Origin of the sequence: Pseudomonas sp. G1002, from assembly GCF_013385455.1 — a bacterium.
Classification (GTDB): Bacteria; Pseudomonadota; Gammaproteobacteria; order Pseudomonadales; family Pseudomonadaceae; genus Aquipseudomonas.
Window position 1 is genome coordinate 28,415 of sequence record NZ_JACAPY010000010.1, and the last position, 23,562, is coordinate 51,976.

The window sequence follows — 23,562 nt, forward strand, 5'->3', positions numbered from 1 at the left end:
ACCCATATCAGCCATCACCCAAGTAACGGATATGTACTCACCCCAGGGTCCGTAACAAAACCGTCATCCCCCTGGGCTAGGCTCGCGGGCTTGAATGCCCCCGAGTCCCAATCCATGTTCAAAGGCCTCCTATACGCCGCGCTGCTGTTCACCCTGACAGCCCACGCCGAAACCTGGCCGGAGAAGGAATGGTCCCAAGGCCAGCCCCTGACCGGCCCGGCAGCCAAGGCCTTGGATGACTACGCCTTCCCACCCCGCGACGACACCACCCGCAAAGGCGTCCGCACCGACGCCTTGCTGGTCATCCGCGACGGCCAGATCATCTACGAACGCTACGCCGCCCCCACCACCGCCAGCACCCCGCACCTGACCTGGTCCATCAGCAAAAGCCTGATGGCCACCGTGCTCGGCGTGGCCTTCGGCGAAAACCGCTTCAAACTCACCGACCCCGCCGCGCGCTTTTACCCGCCGATGAAACAACACCCCGGCGTGACCATGGCCGACCTGCTGCACTGGGCCTCTGGCCTCGACTGGCAGGAAGACTACGAATACGCCCCGCTGAAATCTTCGGTGGTCGCCATGCTCTACACCCGCGGCCACCACGACATGGCCGAGTTCGCCGCCGACACCGCGACCTCCAGCGCCCCCGGCCAGGCATTCCGCTATTCCAGTGGCGACAGCAATATCCTGTCCGCCACCCTCAAGGGCATGCTCGGCCACAAGGCCTACGTCGACTACCCATGGACCGCCCTGTTCCAGCCACTGGGCATCCACAACGCCACCTGGGAAAGCGATGCCGAGGAAACCTTCGTCGCGTCCTCATATGCTTACCTCACCGCCCGCGACCTGGCCCGTGTCGGCCTGCTGATGCAGCGCGACGGCCGTTGGGGCGAGCAACAGTTGCTGCCCAAGGAGTGGGTCGCGTTCAATCGCCAACCGTTCGACAAGTACAAGGCGGGCCAGGACGAAGCCGTTCCGGGCGGCCAATGGTGGCTCAACCGCGAAGTGCAGGGCGCCGCCAGACCCTGGCCGGACGCGCCCGCCGACACCTTCGCCGCCCTCGGCCACTGGGGGCAGGCGCTCTACGTGATGCCCGAAAAACAGCTGGTCATCGTGCGCTATGGCGACGACCGCGACGGCAGCTATCGCCACAACGAACTCCTCAAACGCGTCCTTGCAGCGGTGCAACCATGATCCGCCGTCATCCCTTCGTCAGCCTGTTGATCCTGCTGTTACTCGTGTTGCTCGGCTGGGTCTGGCACGAGCGGGTCAATCTGCAAGCCTTCCCCGACATCATCGCGGCCTACACCGCCAAGGAGTACTGTTCCTGCCGATATGTGGAGGGCAATCCCGCTGATTATTGCCAGGGTTATGTGAAGCAATACGTGCCCACCAGCGCCTTCACCGACAACCCTGAAAAACACCTCGTGACCGCCAGTGGCCTGGGCCGCGCCCACAGTGCCCAATGGCTGGGCCAGCGCGAGGGCTGCCGCCTCTTGCCCTAATGCAGCCACAGGTGGGGCTGAGGTTCCACAGGGTGGAACCACCTTTGATTGTCCTCCTGCGCACATCGCGGTTATCTGGCGTTGTGCAACGAAAAAGAACGGGAACACCCGCCTGCGAGGAGAATCACCATGAGCCCACACCAGCACATCCTGGATTGGCTGAGCGATGTCGCCAGCGACCTGCACGCCGTGCGTCAGGACATTCACGCCCACCCCGAACTGGGCTTTGAAGAAAACCGCACCTCCGCCCTCGTGGCGCAATCGCTGCGTAACTGGGGCTACGAAGTCCACACCGGCATCGGCCAGACCGGCGTGGTGGGTGTGCTGCGCAATGGCAGCAGCTCGCGCAAGCTCGGTATCCGCGCCGACATGGACGCGTTGCCGATCATCGAAAACACCGGCGCCAGCTACAGCAGCCAACACGCCGGCTGCATGCATGCCTGCGGTCATGACGGCCACACCACCATGCTGCTGGGCGCCGCGCGTTACCTGGCCGCGACCCGTCAATTCGACGGCACCCTGAACCTGATTTTCCAGCCCGCCGAAGAAGGCCAGGGCGGCGCCGAAGCGATGCTCGCCGACGGCTTGCTGGAGCGGTTTCCCTGCGACGCATTGTTCGGCATGCACAACATGCCGGGCTTGCCCGCCGGCCATCTGGGCCTGCGCGTTGGACCGATGATGGCCTCCCAGGACCTGCTCACCGTGACCCTCGAAGGCGTCGGTGGCCATGGCTCCATGCCGCACCTGACGGTCGACCCGCTGGTGGCCGCCGCCAGTATGGTCATGGCATTGCAGACCGTGGTGGCGCGCAATATCAATGCCCAGGAAGCCGCCGTGGTGACCGTCGGTGCCCTGCAAGCGGGCCAGGCGGCCAACGTGATTCCCCAGCAAGCACTGTTGCGTTTGAGCCTGCGTGCCCTGGATGCAAACGTGCGTGAACTGATGCTGGAGCGGGTCAAGGCGATCATCCTGACCCAGGCCGCGAGCTTCGGCTGCACCGCGCAGATCGAACATCGCCCGGCCTATCCGGTGCTGGTCAACCCTCCCGAAGAAACCGAATTCGCCCGCCAGGTCGGCGTCGCCCTGCTGGGTGAAGGTGCCGTCGACGGCAACACCACCAAGCTGATGGGCAGCGAAGACTTCGCCTGGATGCTGCAACGCTGCCCCGGCAGCTACCTGTTTATCGGCAACGGCGTGTCGCGGCCGATGGTCCACAACCCCGCCTATGACTTCAACGACGACATCCTGTTGACCGGCGCCGCCTACTGGGGCGCGCTGGCCGAGAGCTGGCTCAAGCCCGCCTGACGACCTCTTTTTTCTGCCGCTGGACCCTTTTCCGACTGGTTGAATGGAGTGTTCCCATGCAGGCTTCAAAACAAGGTGTATCCCGCACCCGCCAAGTGGTGGCGGCGGTGATCGGCAATGCGCTGGAATGGTATGACTTCATCGTCTACGGCTTTCTCGCCAGCATTATCGCCCGGCAGTTTTTCCCCTCGGAGGATGAATACGCCTCGCTGCTGATGGCCCTGGCCACCTTTGGCGTCGGCTTCTTCATGCGCCCGGTGGGCGGGATTCTGCTGGGCATGTATTCGGACCGCAAAGGCCGCAAGGCTGCGATGCAACTGATCATCCGGTTGATGACCATCTCCATCGCCCTGATCGCTTTCGCCCCCAGCTATGCTGCCATCGGCATGGGCGCGCCGATGCTGATCGTGGTTGCGCGCATGCTCCAGGGCTTTGCCACCGGCGGTGAATACGCCAGTGCCACGGCGTTCCTGGTGGAGAGCGCGCCGGCCCATCGCAAGGGCCTGTACGGTTCCTGGCAGTTGGTGGGACAGTGCCTGGCGGTGTTCGGCGGCGCGGCGATGGTGGCGTTGGTCACGCACTTCTTCGAGCCGCAAACCCTTGAAGTCTGGGGCTGGCGCCTGCCGTTCATCTTCGGCTTGCTGATCGGCCCGGTGGGCTTGTGGATCCGCCGGCACATGGAAGACCCCGAGGAATTTATCGAGGCACGCAAACAGGCCAAGGGTGCGGCGCCGAGCTTGATGGACGTCATCCGCGACCACCGCCGCAGCATCTTGGTTTCGATGGGCCTGGCCTGTGGTGCAACGGTGTCGTTCTACGTGGTGCTGGTGAACATGCCGACCTTCGCCCACAAGAACCTCGGCCTGCCGCTGGACCAGGTGTTGATGGTGCAGATGTTCGCGGTGGCGCTGATGACCGTGGTGATTCCGCTGTCCGGCCTGCTGTCGGATCGGTTCGGTCGGCGCCCGGTATTGATGGCGTTCACCCTGGCGTTTTTTGTGATGGTGTACCCGCTGTATGTGTGGGTCGCGGCGGCACCGTCCATCGAGCGTTTGCTGGTGATGCAGGTGATGTTGTGCACTGCCATCGGCGGCTTTTTCGGCCCGGCGCCGACGGCCCTGGCCGAGCAGTTTCCCATCGAAGTACGCTCCACCGGGGTGTCGGTGGCTTACAACGTGGCGGTGATGGTATTCGGGGGCTTTGCGCCGTTGATCGTCACCTGGCTCAGCAAGGTGCTGGGCACGCCGGTAGCCCCGGCATTTTATGTGCTGTTCGCTTGCGTCCTGACGCTGCTGGGCACTTACTGCATGCATGAGGCGCCACGGGCGAAACGACCGGCGCCGTTTTCCAGCGAGGTGAAACCTTGAGTATTGTTGAACTGGATGCCATCGAACTGTCTCGGGCGATCCATGCGCGGCAGGTGTCCTGCCATGAAGTGATGCAGGCGTATCTGGCCCAGGTCGAACGCTTCAACCCGACGGTGAATGCGCTGGTCTCGCTGCGCTCCCATGAGGACGTGCTGGCCGAAGCGGCGCAGCGTGATCGCGAGTTGGACCAAGGCCAATCCCGTGGCTGGATGCACGGCATGCCCCAGGCCATCAAGGACCTGGCGGCGACCCAGGGCCTGCGCACCACCCTCGGTTCGCCGCTGTTCGCCGAGCATGTTCCTCAAGAAGATGCGATCAGCGTGGCGCGGGTACGGGCCAGCGGCGCGATCATCATCGGCAAGACCAACGTGCCGGAATTTGGCCTGGGCTCGCAGACCTACAACAGCGTGTTCGGTACCACCGGCAACGCCTATGACCCGCGCCTGGTGGCCGGTGGCAGCAGCGGCGGCGCGGCGGTGGCGCTGGCATTGCGCATGCTGCCGGTAGCGGATGGCAGCGACATGATGGGCTCGCTGCGAAACCCGGGGGCGTTCAATAACGTATTTGGCCTGCGTCCGTCCCAGGGTCGGGTGCCTCACGGGCCGGCGCCGGAGCTGTTCGTCCAGCAACTGGCCACGGAAGGCCCGATGGGTCGCAGCGTGGCGGATGTGGCGCGGCTGCTGAGTGTGCAGGCCGGCTACGACCCTCGGGTGCCGCTGTCGCTCAAGGAGGATCCGGCGGTGTTGGGTGAGCCATTGCAGCGCGACTTCAAGGGTGCACGCTTGGGCTGGCTCGGGGATTACAACGGTTACCTGCCGATGGAAGACGGCGTGATGAGCCTGTGCGAATCGGCCCTCAAGGACTTCGCTGCGCTGGGTTGCGAGGTCGAGCACTGCCAACCGGAATTTTCTCTGGAACGCCTGTGGCAGACCTGGCTGGTGCACCGCCATTGGCTGATCCAGGGCTCCCTCGGCGCGGCGTACACCGACCCGCAAAAACGTGCACTGCTCAAGCCGGAGGCGCAATGGGAAGTGCAGGGCGGATTGCAACTGAGTGCGGCGGACATTTACCAGGCTTCGATCAACCGCAGCGACTGGTACCGCGCCCTCGGCAAACTGTTCGAACGTTACGATTTCCTGTTGCTGCCCACCGCCCAAGTGTTCCCTTTCGATGCACAACAAGCCTGGCCACGCCTCGTCGCAGGGCGCGAGATGGACACCTACCACCGCTGGATGGAAGTGGTGATCGGCCCCACACTGGCCGGCCTGCCGAGCATGAACGTGCCGGTGGGTTTCAACCCCCAGGGCTTGCCCATGGGCCTGCAGATCATCGGCCCGGCCCAGGCGGACAGGGCGGTGTTGCAACTGGCGTACGCCCACGAACAACTGACCCACTGGGTGCAGCGGCGGCCGCCCGCTTGCCTCTCGGCGACCGGTTGAGCCGCGACGGGCCTGTATCTTGCTGTGAAATCAGATCATCCATCGGCATCAAGGAGATCGACACATGGGCAGCGACGCCGAGACGGGAACCGTACGCTCAGTAGGGCGGGCACTGGCGATCATCGAATTGCTCGGCGAGCATCAGGCGCTGGGGCTGGAAGAGTTGCATTACCTGACTCACCTGCCCAAGGCCACGGTCTCGCGGATGCTGCTGACCTTGCAGGAACAGGGCTGGATCTATCGTGGCCTCAGCGACCGGCGTTACCGCCTGCGGGCCAGACGGTTGTTCGGCGACACCCAGCAACGCTTCAAGCGCCAACTGGTGGAAAGCGCCGCGCCGTGGCTGCTGGACCTCAGCGAGCGCACCGGCCTGGTGGTGGACCTGTCGAGCTTCGACGGCGAACGCCTGGAAGTGATGGAAAGCGCGATCCCCACGGTGCTGCGCAAGCTCTACCCGAACAATTGCCAGATCGTCGGCCAGCACGCCAGCCTGTTTCATTCGGCCATGGGCAAGGCGTGCCTGGCGCAACTGTCGGCGGATGAAGTGCAGCGCCTGGCAGGCCGTGAGCATGTGGCGGAAGACGATCAATACCGGGCGTGTGAACAATCCCAGCACCAGGGGTTTGGCCAACGCACCGAAGGCTACTGGGAATACCCGGTGCGCCTGCCGTTCCTGATTCGCGCGGTGGCCTTGCCGGTGCGGGCCAATGGCCGGTTGGTGGGCAGCATGGCGCTGCATTGGCCGATGGATCAGGCACCGGTGGAACGGGTGCTGAGCCTGCACCTGGCCAGCCTGGAATCGACGATTCGCGATGTGCAGGAGGCGTTGGCCTGACCACCGTTCCCCCGTAGGAGCGAGCTTGCTCGCGAAGAACTCACAGGCACCGCGTTCATTCAGAATGCCCGCGTCATCGTTGGCAACCTTCGCGAGCAAGCTCGCTCCTACAGGAGGTCTTTGTTACTGTTCGCCCAGGTTTTTTGCCCCAAGAGTCTTTATGTCCCTGTTCAAACCCATGGCCTTCCTGCTGCTGGCCGCTGCCGCCGTGCCTGCCCACGCCGACTGGTACCTGGACAACGAGTCCTCGCGCCTGTCGTTCGTCACCACCAAGAACACCGACATCGCTGAAGTGCAGCGCTTCCTGGTGCTGCATGGCAAGGTCGACAGCAAAGGCGCGGCGCAGCTGGAAGTCGAACTGGAGTCGATCAACAGCGGCATCCCGCTGCGCGACGAGCGCATGCGCAATGAGCTGTTCGAGATCAAGACCTTCCCGGACGCGGTGATCAATGCGCAGATCAACCTGCAACCGATCAACGACCTGGCCCCCGGCGCGCAATACGAGCTGCGCCTGCCGCTGTCGGTGACCCTGCACGGCAAGACCCAGACCTACAGCACCGAATTGCTGGCGACCCGCCTGGATGACCGACGCTTCCAGGTGGTCACCCTGGAGCCATTGGTGGTGCACGCCGAGGATTTCGACTTGCTGCCGGGGGTAGCCGCATTGCGCAAGGCCGCCGGGCTGTCGCAGATCAGCCTGTCGGTGCCGGTGGGTGCGGTACTGATTTTCACGGCGCGCTGACATGAGCGGCGCAGTGTTCCCGTGGCGCAGCGCCAACCGTTTCGAGCTGATGGTCGACGGCCCGAGTTTCTTCCCGCGCATGCTGGAAGGTATCGCCCAGGCTGAGCAACAGGTGGCGCTGGAGCTGTATCTGGTGGAGGCGGGCGCGTGTGCCGAGGCGATGGTTCAGGCCCTGGTGGCGGCCGCCGAACGTGGCGTGCGCGTACGTTGCCTGTTCGATGACTACGGCAGCCTGGCGTTTACCCTGGGCCTGCGTCGGCGGTTGATCGACGCCGGGGTGGACCTGCGATTCTACAACCGCCTGAGCTGGCGCCGCTGGATGCGCAACCTCTATCGGGACCACCGCAAGCTGTTGTTGATCGACCAGACCATCGCCGTGGTCGGCGGCACCGGCGTGACGGATGAATTCTGGACGCCCGGGGAAGACACCGCCGATTGGCACGAAGTGATGGTGCAGATTCGTGGCCCGCTGGTGCTGGATTGGCAGGCGTTGTTCGACCGTCAGTGGCTGGCGAACGACGATCGTAGAGCCTGGAAACCGGCCACGCATTTTGGCCTGCCACGGTTGCCCAAGGTGCCAGCGACAGGACCGGGGCTGGGGCGTGTGGCCTATGCCGACGCCCGCCAGCATCGGGATATCTTGCAGTCACTGATCCGCGCGCTGAACAGCGGCCACCAGCGTATCTGGCTGGCCACGCCGTATTTCCTGCCGACCTGGAGCGTACGGCGTGCCCTGCGCCGGGCGGCGGGGCGCGGGGTGGATGTGCGTTTGCTGTTGACCGGGCCACGTACCGATCACCCGTCGGTGCGGTATGCCGGGCACCGTTACTACCCGCGTTTGCTCAAATCCGGGGTGCAGATCTTTGAATACCAGCCGTGCTTCCTGCACTTGAAAATGGTGCTGGTGGACGATTGGGTGAGCATTGGCTCGTGCAACTTCGATCACTGGAATCTGCGCTTCAACCTGGAAGCGAACCTGGAAGCGTTGGACCCGGAATTGACGTTGGCAGTGGTGGGGAGTTTCGAGCGGGATTTTGCCCTGAGCCAGGCGGTGAGCCTTGAGGCATGGCAGTCGCGGCCATTGTGGCGGCGGGTGAAGCAGCGGGTGTGGGGGTGGATTGATCGGTTGGTGGTCAACCTGCTGGACCGCCGCGGATAAGCCAGAACACCCCAATCAAATGTGGGAGCGGGCTTGCTCGCGAATGCGGTGTGTCAGTCAAACTTCCATTGACTGACACACCGCATTCGCGAGCAAGCCCGCTCCCACATTTTGACCGGGCAAGACTTTAGAGCAGTTCGAAGCTCTGCTGCTTCACATCCTGCGAATCCAACCCGATCTGCACATTGAACTCGCCCGGCTCAGCCGCAAACTTCAGCTGGGTGTTGTAGAACTTCAAGTCTTCCTCGGTGATGGTGAAGTGCACCGCGCGCTCTTCGCCCGCCTTGAGCATGATCTTCTGGAAGTTCTTCAATTCCTTCACCGGGCGGATCATCGAGCCGGCCACGTCCTGGATATACAGCTGCACCACGGTTTCGCCATCGACCTTGCCGGTGTTTTTCACCACCACGGTGGCGTCGAGCTTGCCGGTCTTGTTCAGGGTGGTGGACGACAGCGCCATGTCCGACAGGCTGAAACTGGTGTAGCTCAAGCCGTAACCGAACGGAAACAGCGGCCCGGTGGTGTCATCGAAGTACTGCGAGGTGTAGTTGCCCGGCTTGCCCGGAGTGAACGGCCGGCCAATGCTCAGGTGGTTGTAGTAGGTCGGAATCTGCCCCACCGAACGCGGGAAGGTGATCGGCAGCTTGCCCGACGGGTTGTAGTCACCGAACAGCACGTCAGCGATAGCGTTGCCGCCTTCGGTGCCGGCGAACCAGGTTTCCAGGATTGCGTCAGCCTGTTCGTTCTCCTCGACAATCGACAGCGGACGGCCGTTCATCAACACCAGCACCAGCGGTTTGCCGGTGGCTTTCAAGGCCTTGATCAGGTCGCGCTGGCTCTGCGGGATGTTCAGGTCGGTGCGGCTCGACGATTCGTGGGACATGCCACGGGACTCGCCTACGGCGGCCACGACCACATCGGCGCCTTTGGCGGCCTTGACGGCTTCGTCGATCATGTCCTGGGACGAGCGCGGGTCATCCACAACTTCCGGGGCATCGAAGTTCAGGAAGTTGAGGTAGTCGACGACTTTCTTGTCGTTGGTGATATTGGCGCCACGGGCATAGATCACCTTGCCCTTGTCGCCGATCACGGCGTTCATGCCGTCCAGCAGGGTCACCGATTGCGCGGGTTTACCGGCAGCGGCCCAGCTGCCCATCATGTCGATCGGCGCCTTGGCCAGCGGGCCGACCAGGGCGATGGTCGCGTCCTTTTTCAGCGGCAGGGTGTTGTTCCGGTTTTTCAGCAGCACCTGGCTGCGGCGCGCCACGTCACGTGCGTCGGCGCGATGCAGGCGGCTTTCGGCGTAGGTGTCGGCCGGGTCATCCTCGGCCTTGCCGATGCGCAGGTACGGGTCGGCGAACAGGCCCATGTCGTACTTGGCGCCGAGCACTTCGCGCACGGCGTTGTCGATGTCGCTCTGTTCGATCTCGCCGGACTTCAGCAGGCCTGGCAATTCCTTACCGTAGAGCGAGTCGTTCATGCTCATGTCGATCCCGGCCTTGATCGCCAGCTTGGCGGCTTCACGCCCGTCCTTGGCCACGCCGTGCTTGATCAGCTCGAAGATCGCACCGTGGTCGCTCACGGCCAGGCCCTTGAAGCCCCAGTCCTTGCGCAGCAGGTCGTTCATCAGCCAGGTGTTGGCGGTGGCGGGTACGCCGTTGATCGAGTTCAGCGCAACCATCACGCCACCGGCGCCAGCCTTGATGGCGGCGTGGTAGGGCGGCAGGTAGTCCTGGTACATCTTGACCGGGCTCATGTCGACCACGTTGTAGTCGCGACCGCCTTCCACCGCGCCATACAGGGCGAAGTGCTTGACGCTGGCCATGATGCTGTCGGCCTTGGCCGGGCTGCTGCCCTGGAAGGCCTTGACCATCACTTCGGCAATGCGCGAGGTCAGGTAGGTGTCTTCGCCAAAGCCTTCGGAGGTACGGCCCCAGCGCGGGTCGCGGGAGATGTCGACCATCGGCGCGAAGGTGATGTCGAGGCTGTCGGCGGCAGCTTCCTGGGCGGCGATGCGCCCGGAGTGGCCGATGGCGTCCATGTCCCAGCTGGAAGCCAGGGCCAGGCTGATGGGGAATATCGTGCGGTGGCCGTGGATCACGTCATAGGCGAAGAACATCGGGATCTTCAACCGGCTGCGCATGGCTGCGTCCTGCATCGGACGGTTTTCCGGGCGGGTTATCGAATTGAAGGTGCCGCCGATGCGACCGGCGGCGATTTCCTTGCGGATCAGTTCGCGGGGCATTTCGGGGCCGATGCTGATCAGGCGCAATTGGCCGATCTTCTCATCAAGGGTCATCTGCTTGAGCAGGTCACTGACGAAGGCGTCCTTGTCCTTGAGCACTGCGGGCTTTGTTTCGGCTAATACGGAATGAGTGGCCAAACTGACAACAAGGCCCAGCAAACACAGCTTCTTCATGAAAATCCTTTCTCGCAGCCTTGGGACCGGAGAGCGTCTATTGTTGTTCGGGTGTTGTTCAGATAAATACCGCACACTTCTGAACTCTTATTGGCGCTGGGCATCTTTTAGCTGATTGGCACGATGCAATCCAGTGGGTGGTGGCGGATTATGCCCTAAGCCCGTGGCTAACGCGTCAGTCGGTAAATTTCATAGGTTTGGCAGGAGAAACACCATGCAAGCAGCACAAGGTTACCGTTGGGGCTGGAAGGCCGTGGCATTGATACTGGTGAGCACCGTGCTGAGCGGTTGCGGCATCAACAAGATCCCGACCCTGGACGAACAGGCCAAGGCGGCCTGGGCCCAGGTGCAGAACCAGTACCAGCGGCGCGCCGACCTGATCCCCAACCTGGTGGAAGTGGTCAAGGGCTACGCCGCCCATGAACAGGACACCCTGACGGCCGTGATCGAAGCGCGGGCCAAGGCCACCTCGATCCAGGTGGACGCCAGCACCCTCGACAATCCCGAGAAACTCAAGCAGTTCCAGCAAGCCCAGGACGGTTTGAGCGGTGCACTCAGCCGTTTGATGGTGGTGTCCGAGCGCTACCCGGACCTGAAGGCCAACCAGAACTTCCTGGCCCTGCAATCGCAGCTTGAAGGCACCGAAAATCGCATCGCCGTGGCCCGCCGCGACTTTATCCAGGCAGTGCAGGCCTACAACACCGAGATCCGCACCTTCCCTGGCCGCCTGTGGCACAGCGTGATGTACAGCGACTTGCCGGTCCGCGCCAACTTCGAGGCCACCAGTGCCGATGCCGATAAAGCGCCGCAAGTGAAATTCTGATGGGCAAGCGCGCTTGGCTGATGGCGGCGGTGCTGCTGGCCTTCAGCCTGACCGCCCAGGCCGCCCTGAATTTCCCGGCCCTGACCGGACGGGTGGTGGACAACGCCCAGATGATCGACCCGGCCGTGCGTGCGCAGCTGACCCAGCAGTTGCAGGCGCTGGAGCAGACCAGCGGCGACCAGATCGTGGTGGTCACCGTGCCCGACCTGCAAGGCGTGCCCATTGAAGACTTCGGTTATCAACTGGGCCGCGCGTGGGGCATCGGCCAGAAGGGCAAGGACAACGGCGCCCTGCTGATCGTCGCCCGGGATGAGCACAAGATTCGCATCGAAGTGGGTTATGGCCTGGAAGGCGTACTCACGGATGCGCAATCCTGGGTGATCATCAACCAGGTGATCGCCCCGGCGTTCAAGGCGGGCAACTACAGCAAGGGCATCAGCGACGGCGTGGCGGCGATGCTGCAGGTGGTGGGCGGCGATCCGCTGGCCGTACCGGCGCATGTGTCCGAGGCCAACTTCGCCAAGCAAAACCCGGGCATTTCCATTGGCCTGTTCATCCTGTTGCTGGCAGTGTTGTGGCTGTGCAATCGCATGGGCCTGCCCGTTGGCGCTATCCTGCTGGCGATTCTCAGCAGCAGCGGTCGTGGCGGCGGGGGAGGCGGTGGCGGTGGTGGCTTCAGGGGCGGCGGCGGTGGTTTTGGCGGCGGTGGCGCCTCGGGCGGCTGGTAATGACAATAACTAGAGAGCATCAACAACCATGGCATTACTGAGTCAACACGAGCAACGCCAGGTCGCCGAGGCGATCGCCCGGGTCGAGCAACAGACCGACGCCGAACTGGTGACCGTGCTCGCGGCCCGCGCCGACGACTACGCCTACATCCCGCTGTTGTGGGCCAGCCTGCTGGCGCTGGTGGTGCCGGGGATCATCCACTACCTGTCGGGCTGGTTGACCATGTACACCTTGCTGCTGGCGCAGTGGGGCACGTTCGTCGTGCTGTGCCTGGTGTTCCGTTTGCCCAGGGTCACCACGCGACTGATCCCGCGCTCGGTGCGCCATTGGCGCGCGTCCAACCTGGCACGGCGGCAGTTTCTCGAGCAGCACCTGCACCACACGCTGGGCAGCACCGGGGTGCTGATTTTTGTCAGTGAGGCCGAGCGGTATGTGGAAATCCTGGTGGACAAGGGGATATCCAGTCGCCTGGATGACAGCAGTTGGGATGCGATCGTCAAGGACTTCACCCGCCAGGTGAAGCAAGGCCAGACGTTGGCCGGGTTTGTGGCGTGTATTGAGGCTTGCGGGGAATTGCTCAGGGAGCACGTACCGGTGACCCACGCACGCAATGAGCTGCCGAATCGGTTGGTGGTGTTGGAGTAGTGTAAAATTCCCGGCATTCCCTGCCCGAGGCGTTTTTGTTCATGTCTGCCACCGCTAAACCTGCCAGCCCCGCGCCGGATCATCACGCGCAGTTCCTTGAACTGCTGAGCGCGAGCCTTGAGCAAAACGCCTTTATCAAGCTGGTGCTGGCCAAGTATGTCGGCACCGAGCCTGATCTTCAGAAGCTGATCATCAAGCAGCTGACGGTCAAGGATCAGCCTTGCCTGTCCTTCGTCTATCGCTACAAGACCCGCGACATCACCAAGAATTTCTCCCTGGCCGACGGCGTGGCGGCAATTGCCGAATTGTTGCCGGCGGCGTTCAAGAATGCGCACCTGCTGTCGGTGACCGACGAAGCCCAGCTGGAATACAGCAAGAAGAACAAAAGCTCACTGTTCAAAAGCAAGCCGCAGCAACTGCGCGAAGCGCCGTCTGCCGAGCACAACCGCGAGAAGAATCGCTTCCTGGACCTGACCCGGCCCTTCCTCGCCGATCTTGGCGTGACCAACGCCAAACACGAGCTGATCCCGGCGATGTCGCGCAAGTGGAAGCAGATCAACAAGTTCATCGAAGTGTTCAGCCATGCGCTGACCACCTCGCCGCTGAAGCTGGACCAGCCGGTGCGGGTCGCGGACTTTGGCTCGGGCAAGGGCTACCTGACGTTTGCCATCCACGACTACCTGCGCAACACCCTCAACGCCGACGGCGAAGTCACCGGCGTGGAACTGCGCGAAGACATGGTGACCCTGTGCAACAACGCCGCCGCCCGCCTGGACCACCCGGGGCTGGTGTTCAAGTGCGGGGATGTGCGCAGCGTCGCGCCCAGCGAACTGGACGTGATGATCGCCCTGCATGCCTGCGACATCGCCACCGACTACGCGATTCACACCGGCATCCGCTCCGGTGCGTCGATCATCATGTGCTCGCCGTGCTGCCACAAGCAGATTCGCCTGCAGATCCAGAGCCCGGCGCTGCTCAAGCCGATGCTGCAATACGGCCTGCACCTGGGCCAGCAGGCGGAAATGGTCACCGACAGTTTGCGCGCGTTGTTCCTTGAAGCGTGCGGCTATGAGACGAAAGTGTTTGAGTTCATCTCGTTGGAGCACACCAACAAGAACAAGATGATCCTGGCGGTGAAGCGTGCCGAGCCGGTGGACAACGCTCAACTCCTGGAGAAAATCCAGGAGCTCAAGGCGTTCTACAACATCACCGAACATTGCCTGGAAACCCTATTGCGGGCGGACGGTTACCTCGCCTGAGTACGACGCAAATCAAAAATGTGGGAGCGGGCTTGCTCGCGAAAGCGGTGTGTCAGTCACCTGATGTATCAACTGATCCACCGCATTCGCGAGCAAGCCCGCTCCCACATTAGATCGCGCTAGCCTTGGGAGCTGGCGCAGGCTTCACGCTGGTCTTGCGCCCCAACATCACCGTCACAATCACCCCGCAGGCAAACAGCCAGGTAATCGGCTCGATGTGTTCACCAAAAAACAGCGCCGAAAACGCGATGGTGAAAAAGATCTGCAACAGCTGAATCTGGCTGACCCGGGCGATGCCACCCATGGCGAGCCCGGCGTACCACGCAAAGAACCCCAGGAACTGCGAAAACAACGAGACATAACCAAACGCCCACCAGGTGCGCATGGAAATCGGCCCTTCGTGTTGCAGCGCCAGGTAGGCCACCGGCCCGATCAATACCGGTGTCGACAGCACCAGCGCCCAGCAGATTACCTGCCAGCCGCCCATCTCCTTGGCCAACCGGCCGCCTTCCGCATAACCCAGGCCACCCACGGCAATCGCCCCGAGCATCAACAGGTCGCCCGCCTGGATGCTGCCGGCTCCGGTGATCAACGCATAACTCAGCACCAGCGCACTGCCCAGCGCCGCGCAGGCCCAGAAGGCCTTCGACGGCCGTTCATGGGACAGCCACGCCGCATACAGCGCCACGCACAGCGGCTGCAACCCGTTGACCAGCGCGCCATGGGATGCGGGCAAGGTTTGCATGGCCCAGGCCGACAACACCGGGAAACCCAGGATCACCCCGGCAATCACCAGCGTCAGCCCGCGCACCTGGCGCCAGGTGGGCCAGCGCTCACGGTGCCACAGCAACAACGCCGCTGCCGGCACCGCCGCAAACAACGCCCGGCCCAGGCCATTGAGCAACGGGTGGATTTCCTGCACCACGATACGGGTGAAGGGCAGGGTGAGGCTGAAGATGACGACGCCCAGCAGGCCGAGGGCCATGCCGGTATTTTCGCGGGAGCTCATGGAAGGAACCAGAATCGAATGGGCCGGAAGTGGACGTTCATCTAGCCACAAAGCCCCGCAAACGCGCGCTTACAGCTGGGTGCAGATTGAGCCGTACAGTTTTGAACGGGCGACTCGGTTCATGTGGGAGCTGTCGAGCCTTGGCGAGGCTGCGATGGGATCAACGCAGTTTACCTGTCAGGCCGAGGTGTCTGCATCGCGGGCAAGCCCGGCTCCCACACAAGCCGGGGTGCTGATGTAGTAGCGGGCCATTACCCGGATCAAGCCTGCGGGTCTATCTTGGCTACTCCTGTCTGCCCAACCGTTCAACCGGAGGAATGTCCCATGGCCGCGAAAAAAATCCTGATGCTGGTCGGCGATTACGTCGAAGACTATGAAGTGATGGTGCCGTTCCAGGCGCTGCTGATGGTGGGGCATACCGTGCACGCCGTGTGCCCGGACAAGGCTGCCGGCCAGACCGTGCGCACGGCGATCCACGACTTCGAAGGCGACCAGACCTACAGCGAAAAGCCCGGGCACCTGTTTGCCCTGAATGCGGATTTTGCCAAGGTGAACGCCGCCGACTACGACGCGCTGCTGGTGCCGGGTGGCCGTGCCCCTGAGTACCTGCGGCTGAACGAAAAGGTCCTGCAACTGGTCAAGGATTTCGATCAGGCTGGCAAACCCATCGCTGCCGTGTGCCATGGCGCTCAACTGCTGGCGGCTGCCGGGATCCTGGAAGGCCGCGAGTGCAGCGCCTACCCGGCGTGCGGGCCGGAGGTACGACTGGCGGGCGGTACGTTCATCGATATCCCCGTGACCGACAGCCACGTTCAAGGCAATCTGGTAACAGCCCCGGCGTGGCCGGCGCACCCAAGCTGGCTCGCGGGTTTCCTCGGCCTGCTGGGCACCAAAATCACCCTGTAAAGCGGAGGTCATCGCCATGTGCGAACTGTACGTCAAGGCCGACCCGATTCTGTACGAATCCCGCTCGCGCTCCCTGCGCATCTGCGGCGTGGTGACCACCGTGCGCCTGGAAAACCAGTTCTGGGACATCCTCAGCGAGATCGCCGAGGTGGATGGCATGACCACCAATCAACTGATCGCCAAGCTGTATGAAGAAGTGATGGATTACCGCGGCGAAGTGGTGAATTTTGCTTCGTTCTTGCGGGTGAGTTGCACGCGGTATTTGAGCAAGCAGCGGGTTCACGCCCCAGAGCTCAGCCTGGTTAATACAAGAAATGGCGCGCAGAAGATCTGAATGTGGCAACTCGTTCAATGTGGGAGCCGGGCTTGCCCGCGATGACATCGCCTCGGTTTAACTGGCTGACCGAGTTGCCCGCATCGCAGGCAAGCCAGCTCCCACACTGATCGGTTTTCCAAGCCGAATGCGGGTGAAGGGTCAGAAGAACCGCGTCACACTGATCTTCGCATCCCGGCCCTTGGTGTAGGCGCGGTCGCCGCTCAGGGCCGGTCGGAAGTTGTTGTTGAACAGGTTGTCCACGGTGAAGTTCACCTCGGTACCCTTGAGGTAAGCCTGTTGCGGCTTCCAACTGGCGAACAGGCCTTGCGTGTTGTAGCGCTTGTTGCCGTACTGGTCGTAGAACAGGTCGCCGATGCTGGTGCCCGGGCCGCCGGAATACTTGTCGCTCGGCAGGCGGCTGGTGGCGCCGATGAACTGCCCTTGCCAGCCTACCCGCATATCCAGGCTCGGGATCTTGGTGCCGAGCACCACCACCCATTTGGTTGGCGGAATGTCCCGCGCCCAGACGTCCGGCCCCCACGGGTTGGTGTAGGCGCCTTCATGTTTGCCGGTGGTGTAGGCGAACGATACCGAGCCGAACACGTAGGTGGAGTCATAGAAACTCTCGGCCTCGAAACCCTTGATGGTCATGCCGCCGATGTTGCGGTAGTTGGACATCGTGCCCGGCGGGCAGGCGCTGGAAATCGTCCCGCCGTTGACCGCCTGGTTCTGGCAGCCCACGCCTGTGGCCTTGAAGATTTCGTCCTCGACCTTGTTGTGGAACAGCGTGGTACGCAGTTGCAGGTTGTCGCCGTGGGCGAACACGTCGGCGAAGCTGGTGACGTTGCCCAGGGTGATGGAGGTGATGCGCTCCGGATCCAGGTCCAGGCTGGTGGCGGTGCGGCTGCCCAGGCCCTGGACTTCATACTGCTCGTCGATCACTGGTGCACGCCAGGTGCGGCTCCAGTTGGCAAACATCGCCACGTTCGGGGTGATGGTCCAGTACGCCGCCAGGCGTGGCGACCAGCCGGTGTAAGTGCGGTCGCTGTAGTCATGGCCGATGGCCGGGTCCGGGTTGCTGTAGTACGGCGCGTCGTTGGCCTCGCCGCGGTTGCGCACATGGTCATAGCGCATCGACGGGGTAATGGTCACATCGCCCAGCGTCACCGCGTCCTGGATAAAGAAGCTGTTGGTGTCGACCTTGCCATGGGGCATGAAGCCCGGCTGGAAGTGCCCGTAGTTGTATTTCGGGGTGTTGTAGGTGGCGCCGGGCATCCACATTTCGGTTTCCCGGGTGTGCTTGCGGATTTGCACACCGGTGGTCACCGCGTGCTGCAACGCACCGGTGGAAAACAGGCTGACGTTGCGTACGTCGAGGTTCTTGTCGTTATAGGAGGTGTCCATCTTGCGCCCGCCGGTGGCCAACTGGAAAAACGCCGTGGCGTCGCGCTCGTCGGTCTGGTCGGTATTGGATTCGGAGTACTTGATGGTCAAGTCCACCAGCGGGTTATTCATCGGCTGGTATTCGTACTTGCCGGACCAGGTGGTGTCGACGGTATTGCGGTTGGCCAGGAAGCGTTTCAGCGCGGCTTCGTAGCCATAGCGGTCGATGTTGGCCTGGGTCGGCGGCGTCGGGTAGCTGGCGGCAGAGAAGGGCGTCCAGCGCTGGCTGTTGGAGCGCGAATACGACAGACCCAGGCTTTGCTCATCGGTGAAGTGAGCATTGAACTTGAACAGTTTGCCGTCCACATTCTGGGCGCTGTTGGGCAGGCGCTTGGGGTTGATCGGGTACTGGTTGTTGTCGTTGGGCAGGGTGGCAGCCAGTTTCATGTCGCCGCCGTCGCGCTGGGTCAGGTAGGCCAGCGCATCGAAGCGGCCGTCATCGGTACGCCCGTAAACGGCACTGCTGTAGACCTGCTCATGGTCGTTGCTGGAGTAGCCGTATTTGAGCATGGCACCGCTGTTGCGCCCGTCCTTGAGCAGGTCCGGGGCATCCTTGGTGGTCATGTTGACCGTACCGCCAAAGCCGCCGTTGCCGCTGAAGGGCGAGTTGGGGCCTTTCTCCACTTCGATGCTCTTGATCAGCTCGGGCTCGATAAACACAGTGCCCTGCTGGTAGCGCTCAAAACCGCTTTTGGTGGCGCCATCGACGGTCAGCGGCACGTCTTCGGCGTCGCCGAAACCACGGATGTTGATGGTCTGGCCACCGGGCTTCAGCGAGCCGCCCTGGCTGATGCCGGGCAAGGTTTGCAGCAGGCTGGGGATGTTGTTGGACTGGTAGCGGTCGATGTCCGCCTGGGTCAGGGTGGAACGGCCGACGGTGGTGGAGTCGACCTCGCTGCCGGTGCCGATCACGCTCAGGGCGTCGAGCTGGATCGCGCTGCTGTTGGTGGTCTTGCCCTCTTCGGGGCGTACCACGTAAGTGCTGCCGACCTTGAGCAATACGAACTCGCCGTCCTTGAGCAGGGTGCGAATCGCCACTTCCGGTGTGAAGTCGCCATTGAGGGCTGGCGCCTGGATATTTTTCAGCAGCGCTTCATCGAACAGCAGCTGGATTTTCGCCTGCTGCGCCACCTGGCTCAGGGACGTGGCCAGGGACTGGGCCGGCAGTTGCAGCTTGAACGACTCGGCCTGGGCACTCAGGCTGAAGGCCAGGCAGGCGGCAATGGCGGTGGGTCGAAGAAACAGGTGCTGAACGTGGCAAGGCGCGCGAAACATGAAATCCCCCGGAGTAGCCAAATGGCCAGAAAGGTGTGCGTATCAAACGCAGACCCGAGGAAGACGCGGCAGGAAAAATAATCCTCACATGCGAATGCAAAATATTCTCAAATAAGAATTCCGCGGGGCTATTTGCGCGGTTCGATCCTGATATTGCCGTCGGCCAGGGCCACGGTTTTCACCGGCAACAGTGCCGGCAGGGCGTTGAGCAGGGCGTCCGGATCATTCACGTCCAGATTGCCCGAGACCTTCAACTGCGCCACCGCGCTGTCCACCAGCAACGGCGCTTGGGGCCGGTACAGGCTCAACTCGTCCATCAGGCTGGCCAGCTCGCGATTACGAAACGACACGTGGCCGCCGCGCCAATCGGCGACCTCGCCGGCAGTGAGGGTTTGCTGCTGCAGCGTGCCTTTGGCATAACTGAACGTAGCGCGCTGATCGGCGCCGAGCAGGGTGGCCGGCAGCCTGGCATCCGGATCGAACGCCACTTGCCCATGGGCCACGCTGACCACCAGTTGCTGCTTGCTGCGCCGCACATCGAAGCCGGTGCCGACCACCCGCACATTGGCTTCACCGGCCTGCACGAACAGCGGTCGTTCCTTGTCGGGCGCCACCTCGATATACAACTGGCCCTGATCCAGATGCACGATGCGCTGGTGACTGTTGAAGTCCACCCGCAGGCGCGTATTGGCGTTGACGTACAAGGTGCTGCCGTCAGGCAAATGCATGGTGCGCATTCCTTTGGCATGGGCCGCGACCTGGGCGTGGAACAGCTCGCGCGGGGCGCCGATGTTGCTCGTCAGCACGGCACACACCAATGCGGCAGCCACCGCCAGGGCCGGGCGCCAGGCGGGTGTCTTGCGCGCGGGCAGCGGTGTCGGTTTGTTCAGTTGCTGCAACTGCGCCAGGTCGGCCCACAGCTGTTCGAATTCGGCGTAGGCGCGGGCATTGGCCGGCTCGGACTGCCAGGCGGCAAACGCCTTGCGGTCGGCGCGACCGGCGTCATTGCGGTTGCGCGCAAACCAGCTGGCGGCCTGGGCATCGATGGAGTCGCTGGCCTCGATGTCACAGGTGTCGATGTCGCTCAGGCGGGTCATTCTGGCTGCTCCTTGCCCTGTTCTTGTTGAAGTCGCTGCTTGCAATGCAGCAAGGCAAAAGCGATGTGCTTTTCCACCATGCTGACCGAAACGCCCATGCGCTCGGCGATCTGCGCCTGGCTCAGGCCTTCGAAGCGGTGCAGCATAAGGGCTTCTCGTCTTCTCGGCGAGAGTTCAGAGAGCACTTCTTTCAACTGTTCCAGGCGTTGCAGGCGTTGCGCGGCGGCCATGGGATCGTCTCGCGAGTCGCTGACAGGTTCGGCATCCAGTTCGGCCTGTTGCTGGTGGACGGTGTGCCGCACCTTCTGTTTGCGCCAGTGATCGCGCAGCAGATTGCGCGCCATCTGGAACAGAAACGCCCGTGGCTGCTCGACCTGGGCCCGGTCGCGGTAGTCCAGCCATTGGGTGAAGACATCCTGGGTCATGTCTGCCGCGTCGCTGGCGTTGTCCGTGCGTTTACGCAGGAAATGCAGGATATCTGCATAAAACCCGCGAAAGGCATCGGCCGACAGCGGGTCGGGCTTGGGACGAGACATGGATATCCTTCTTGACGAAGCACGACGTGGAAAAGTCGTGAATGATATCGAGAATTATTGTCATTTGTCTCTATTGAAAATCCAAGGTTGGATGCGGACTAAATGTGGGAGCGGGCTTGCTCGCGAAGGCGGTGAGTCAGTCGACCTATTAATTGACTGACCCACCGCCTTCGCGAGCAAGCCCGCTGCCACATTTGGATTGCGTTTCAGCGCAACAGGGTCAGTAGCTCTTGCAACTGAACACGGCCTGCCTCAGCCAGCGGAAACACCGGCAGCCGTGGATCCCCCGACTCCAGGCCCGTCAGCCGCAAACCGGCCTTGATCGTCGCCGGCAAGCCACCTTTGAGGATGAAATCCAGCAACGGCAACTGGCGATAAAACAGCTCCCGCGCTTTCTCCAGGTCATTGGCCAAAACGGCTTCATACAAATCCAGGTTGAGCTGAGGAATCAGATTCGGCGCCGCCGTGCACCAACCTTTCGCACCCGCCGCAAACGCCTCCAGCGCCAGCGGATTGCAGCCGTTGTAGAACGGCACCTGGCCCTCGCTGCGCCGGTGCAATTGGTGCATGCGCTGAATATCCCCGGTGCTTTCCTTGACCATGGTCACGTTGTCGACGCTGTTGACGATGCGCAGGATCAAGTCCACCGACATGTCGGTGCCACTGGTGGCCGGGTTGTTGTAGAGCATGATCGGCACGCCGATGCTGTCGCCAATGGCCGCATAGTGGGCGAGGATTTCCGCCTCGCTGAGTTTCCAGTACGAGGCCGGCAATACCATCACCACGTCCGCGCCGTGGGCCTCGGCAAACTGCGCACGACGCACGGCCTTGGCGGTGGTCAGGTCGGAGACGCTGACGATGGTCGGCACACGCTTGCCCACCTTCTGGATGCTGTAGGCGGCGACTTCATCCCACTCTGCATCACTGAGATAGGCGCCTTCGCCGGTGCTGCCCAACGGTGCGACAGCGTGCACGCCGCTGTCGATCAGGCGGTCGATCGAAAGGCCCAGGGCGTCGAGGTCAATGCGCTGGCCGTCCGCGCTGAACGGGGTGATGGTGTAGCCGATTATGCCGTGAATAGAAGGGCTGGACATGCAAAAGTCTCCGGTCGAAAAAGGGTTTCAGTTCAGGCAATCGGCGTGTTGGCGCAGGTTCTGCCGAGCGTAGTAGTTGAACGCGGCGCCGTGGCGCTTGGGCTTGGAAATCCAGTCATGGGCTTCGCGGCCCAGTTCCGGCAGGATCGGCTTGATCGTGCCGGCGGCCATCGCCAGCAGCTGCAACTTGGCCGCGCGTTCGATCAACTGTGCGATCACACAGGCTTCCTCGATGCTCGCCCCAGTGGACAATTGGCCGTGGTGGGAAAGCAGAATCGCGCGTTTATCCCCCAGGGCAGCGGTGATGATTTCACCTTCTTCGTTGCCCACCGGCACCCCGGGCCAGGCTTCGAGGAATGCGCAATCTTCGTACAACGGGCAGAGGTCCATGTGGGACACCTGCAACGGCACTTCCAGCATCGACAACGCAGCGATGTGGGTCGGGTGAGTGTGGATGATGCAGTTCACGTCCGGGCGACCGCGGTACACCCAGCTGTGAAAACGGTTGGCCGGGTTGGGCATGCCATGGCCTTTCAGCACCTCCAGGTCTTCGTTGACCAGCAACAGGTTGCTGGCGGTGATCTCATCAAAACCCAGGCCCAGTTGTTGGGTGTAGTAGGTGCCAGGCGTCGGGCCGCGTGCGGTGATCTGCCCGGCGAGGCCGGAGTCGTGGCCGTTTTCGAACAGGATCCGGCAGGTCAACGCCAGCTTTTGCCGGTCGGTCCACGTATTATCCGCCAGGGTGTTTTGCATCTGGGTCAGCGCCTGCTTGACCAGTTGGTCTTTCGGGAGTGCTAATGTCTTGGCCATATCAGTGTCCTTGTTCGTCGCAAATGACACTAAAGAGACTATATGACACAAAGTGTCATTAGCAAGCATTCATCATCGCCTCTTTAATGGATTAACCGCTGCGCATGTCTATCCGTTTGAAAATATTGAGAAAAAAACTTGGTGTGACGTTGGAGTCGCTCGCGGAAAAATCCGGGATGACCAAGAGTTACCTGTCGAAAGTCGAGCGCGGGTTGAATACGCCGTCGATTGCGGCGGCGCTGAAACTGGCCAAGGCGTTGAATGTGAAGGTCGAAGAATTGTTCAGCGAGGACAATGTCAGCCTCGACAGCTACAGCCTGGTGCGCAGCCACGAACGGCAGGCGTTGTCGGGCACCGATGCATCACCGGGTTACGCGGTGCTGGCGCATCAGGTCAGTGAGCGTAGTTTGTTGCCGTTCATCATTTACCCGCCGGCGGAGTTCACCGACAAGACCTTCAAGGAACATTTGGGGGAGGAGTTTTTGTTTGTGCATGAAGGTCAGGTTGAGGTGGATTTCATGAGTGAGCGGGTGGTGTTGAATCGGGGGGATGCGTTGCATTTCAATGCGCAGAAGCCGCATCGGATTCGGTCGGTGGGGGAGGTTCAGGCTCAGCTTTTGGTGGTGGTGCATAGTGCTGAAGGGTGATGGTGGGGGTGGGGGTGGGGTGGGGGCATATCCGTTATTTGGGTAACGGCCGCCTAGGGTTCCGCTCTTACAGCGGCTCACTTTTGAAAAGCGCAAAAGTAAGCAAAACGCTCTTGCCCCACCACTCGGCACCTCGCCTAGGCTCGGTGTGCCCTCACTCCGGCTTTGGACCGTGGGCCGCCGTCATGGGCCATCCCTGGCC

General features: G+C 62.3%; 22 protein-coding genes. 15 read left to right on the plus strand and 7 right to left on the minus strand.

Annotated elements, in window-relative coordinates:
* Window positions 1–114: 114 nt before the first annotated feature.
* From HX801_RS04915 to HX801_RS04950, 8 genes are all read left to right on the plus strand, one after another.
* Window positions 115–1,194: a serine hydrolase gene (locus HX801_RS04915; RefSeq protein ID WP_177021694.1), complete on the plus strand. Its 1,080-nt coding sequence runs from the start codon at window positions 115–117 to the stop codon at window positions 1,192–1,194.
* Window positions 1,191–1,505: an amidase gene (locus tag HX801_RS04920; RefSeq protein WP_177021695.1), complete on the plus strand. Its 315-nt coding sequence runs from the start codon at window positions 1,191–1,193 to the stop codon at window positions 1,503–1,505. The genes HX801_RS04915 and HX801_RS04920 overlap by 4 nt, the downstream gene beginning before the upstream one ends.
* Window positions 1,506–1,634: 129 nt before the next feature.
* A complete protein-coding gene (locus HX801_RS04925) occupies window positions 1,635–2,810 on the plus strand; it encodes a M20 aminoacylase family protein (RefSeq protein ID WP_177021696.1) in 1,176 nt (391 codons plus the stop codon).
* A 56-nt stretch (window positions 2,811–2,866) separates the two neighbouring features.
* Complete coding sequence (locus HX801_RS04930; protein ID WP_087692639.1) at window positions 2,867–4,177, plus strand: citrate-proton symporter; 1,311 nt, start codon at window positions 2,867–2,869, stop codon at window positions 4,175–4,177.
* Complete coding sequence (locus tag HX801_RS04935) at window positions 4,174–5,616, plus strand: amidase (RefSeq protein ID WP_177021697.1); 1,443 nt, start codon at window positions 4,174–4,176, stop codon at window positions 5,614–5,616. Before HX801_RS04930 ends, HX801_RS04935 begins: the two co-directional genes overlap by 4 nt.
* Before the next feature lie 64 nt (window positions 5,617–5,680).
* Window positions 5,681–6,451, plus strand: coding sequence for a helix-turn-helix domain-containing protein (locus HX801_RS04940; protein ID WP_177021127.1), 771 nt, complete (start codon window positions 5,681–5,683; stop codon window positions 6,449–6,451).
* A gap of 160 nt (window positions 6,452–6,611) precedes the next feature.
* Window positions 6,612–7,193 carry a YceI family protein gene (locus tag HX801_RS04945; protein WP_134325861.1) on the plus strand — a complete coding sequence of 194 codons (582 nt, stop codon included), beginning with the start codon at window positions 6,612–6,614 and terminating at the stop codon, window positions 7,191–7,193.
* A 1-nt stretch (window position 7,194) separates the two neighbouring features.
* Entirely contained in the window at window positions 7,195–8,352 is a 1,158-nt protein-coding gene (locus HX801_RS04950; protein ID WP_008430889.1) for a phosphatidylserine/phosphatidylglycerophosphate/cardiolipin synthase family protein, read from the plus strand.
* 127 nt (window positions 8,353–8,479) lie between these two features.
* On the opposite strand, the gene bglX is transcribed toward HX801_RS04950, so the two are convergent.
* Complete coding sequence (bglX, locus tag HX801_RS04955; protein WP_008430891.1) at window positions 8,480–10,771, minus strand: beta-glucosidase BglX; 2,292 nt, start codon at window positions 10,769–10,771, stop codon at window positions 8,480–8,482.
* A 214-nt stretch (window positions 10,772–10,985) separates the two neighbouring features.
* Between bglX and HX801_RS04960 the strand changes: the two genes are divergently transcribed.
* From HX801_RS04960 to HX801_RS04975, 4 genes are read left to right on the plus strand one after another with little or no spacing between them, the layout of a single operon-like run.
* A complete protein-coding gene (locus tag HX801_RS04960; RefSeq protein WP_003209150.1) occupies window positions 10,986–11,594 on the plus strand; it encodes a LemA family protein in 609 nt (202 codons plus the stop codon).
* Window positions 11,594–12,322, plus strand: coding sequence for a YgcG family protein (locus HX801_RS04965; RefSeq protein ID WP_003209148.1), 729 nt, complete (start codon window positions 11,594–11,596; stop codon window positions 12,320–12,322). The genes HX801_RS04960 and HX801_RS04965 overlap by 1 nt, the downstream gene beginning before the upstream one ends.
* A gap of 28 nt (window positions 12,323–12,350) precedes the next feature.
* Window positions 12,351–12,968, plus strand: coding sequence for a TPM domain-containing protein (locus tag HX801_RS04970; protein WP_003209147.1), 618 nt, complete (start codon window positions 12,351–12,353; stop codon window positions 12,966–12,968).
* A 41-nt stretch (window positions 12,969–13,009) separates the two neighbouring features.
* On the plus strand, window positions 13,010–14,227 hold the full coding sequence (locus HX801_RS04975) for an SAM-dependent methyltransferase (protein ID WP_177021698.1): 1,218 nt from the start codon (window positions 13,010–13,012) through the stop codon (window positions 14,225–14,227).
* Window positions 14,228–14,336: 109 nt separating this feature from the next.
* Here HX801_RS04975 and HX801_RS04980 read toward each other — a convergent pair whose 3' ends face one another.
* Entirely contained in the window at window positions 14,337–15,236 is a 900-nt protein-coding gene (locus HX801_RS04980; RefSeq protein ID WP_177021699.1) for a DMT family transporter, read from the minus strand.
* A 324-nt stretch (window positions 15,237–15,560) separates the two neighbouring features.
* Here HX801_RS04980 and HX801_RS04985 point away from each other — a divergent pair, with 324 nt between their 5' ends.
* A complete protein-coding gene (locus tag HX801_RS04985; protein WP_008430897.1) occupies window positions 15,561–16,142 on the plus strand; it encodes a DJ-1/PfpI family protein in 582 nt (193 codons plus the stop codon).
* Window positions 16,143–16,158: 16 nt separating this feature from the next.
* Complete coding sequence (locus HX801_RS04990) at window positions 16,159–16,476, plus strand: ribbon-helix-helix domain-containing protein (RefSeq protein ID WP_003209138.1); 318 nt, start codon at window positions 16,159–16,161, stop codon at window positions 16,474–16,476.
* A 141-nt stretch (window positions 16,477–16,617) separates the two neighbouring features.
* Here HX801_RS04990 and HX801_RS04995 read toward each other — a convergent pair whose 3' ends face one another.
* The 5 genes from HX801_RS04995 to HX801_RS05015 form a co-directional block, all read right to left on the minus strand.
* Window positions 16,618–19,176, minus strand: a complete 2,559-nt coding sequence (locus tag HX801_RS04995; RefSeq protein WP_177021700.1) for a TonB-dependent receptor — start codon at window positions 19,174–19,176, stop codon at window positions 16,618–16,620.
* Between the two features lie 128 nt (window positions 19,177–19,304).
* The gene (locus HX801_RS05000) at window positions 19,305–20,273 is read right to left on the minus strand and encodes a FecR domain-containing protein (RefSeq protein ID WP_087692633.1); all 969 of its coding nucleotides are present in this window, start codon (window positions 20,271–20,273) and stop codon (window positions 19,305–19,307) included.
* The gene (locus HX801_RS05005; protein ID WP_087692632.1) at window positions 20,270–20,809 is read right to left on the minus strand and encodes an RNA polymerase sigma factor; all 540 of its coding nucleotides are present in this window, start codon (window positions 20,807–20,809) and stop codon (window positions 20,270–20,272) included. Before HX801_RS05005 ends, HX801_RS05000 begins: the two co-directional genes overlap by 4 nt.
* A gap of 206 nt (window positions 20,810–21,015) precedes the next feature.
* Window positions 21,016–21,903 carry a dihydrodipicolinate synthase family protein gene (locus HX801_RS05010; RefSeq protein ID WP_102368275.1) on the minus strand — a complete coding sequence of 296 codons (888 nt, stop codon included), beginning with the start codon at window positions 21,901–21,903 and terminating at the stop codon, window positions 21,016–21,018.
* Window positions 21,904–21,930: 27 nt separating this feature from the next.
* Window positions 21,931–22,713: an aldolase gene (locus tag HX801_RS05015; RefSeq protein WP_177021701.1), complete on the minus strand. Its 783-nt coding sequence runs from the start codon at window positions 22,711–22,713 to the stop codon at window positions 21,931–21,933.
* A 104-nt stretch (window positions 22,714–22,817) separates the two neighbouring features.
* Between HX801_RS05015 and HX801_RS05020 the strand changes: the two genes are divergently transcribed.
* Complete coding sequence (locus tag HX801_RS05020) at window positions 22,818–23,360, plus strand: helix-turn-helix domain-containing protein (RefSeq protein ID WP_003209127.1); 543 nt, start codon at window positions 22,818–22,820, stop codon at window positions 23,358–23,360.
* The last annotated feature ends 202 nt before the right edge of the window (window positions 23,361–23,562 follow it).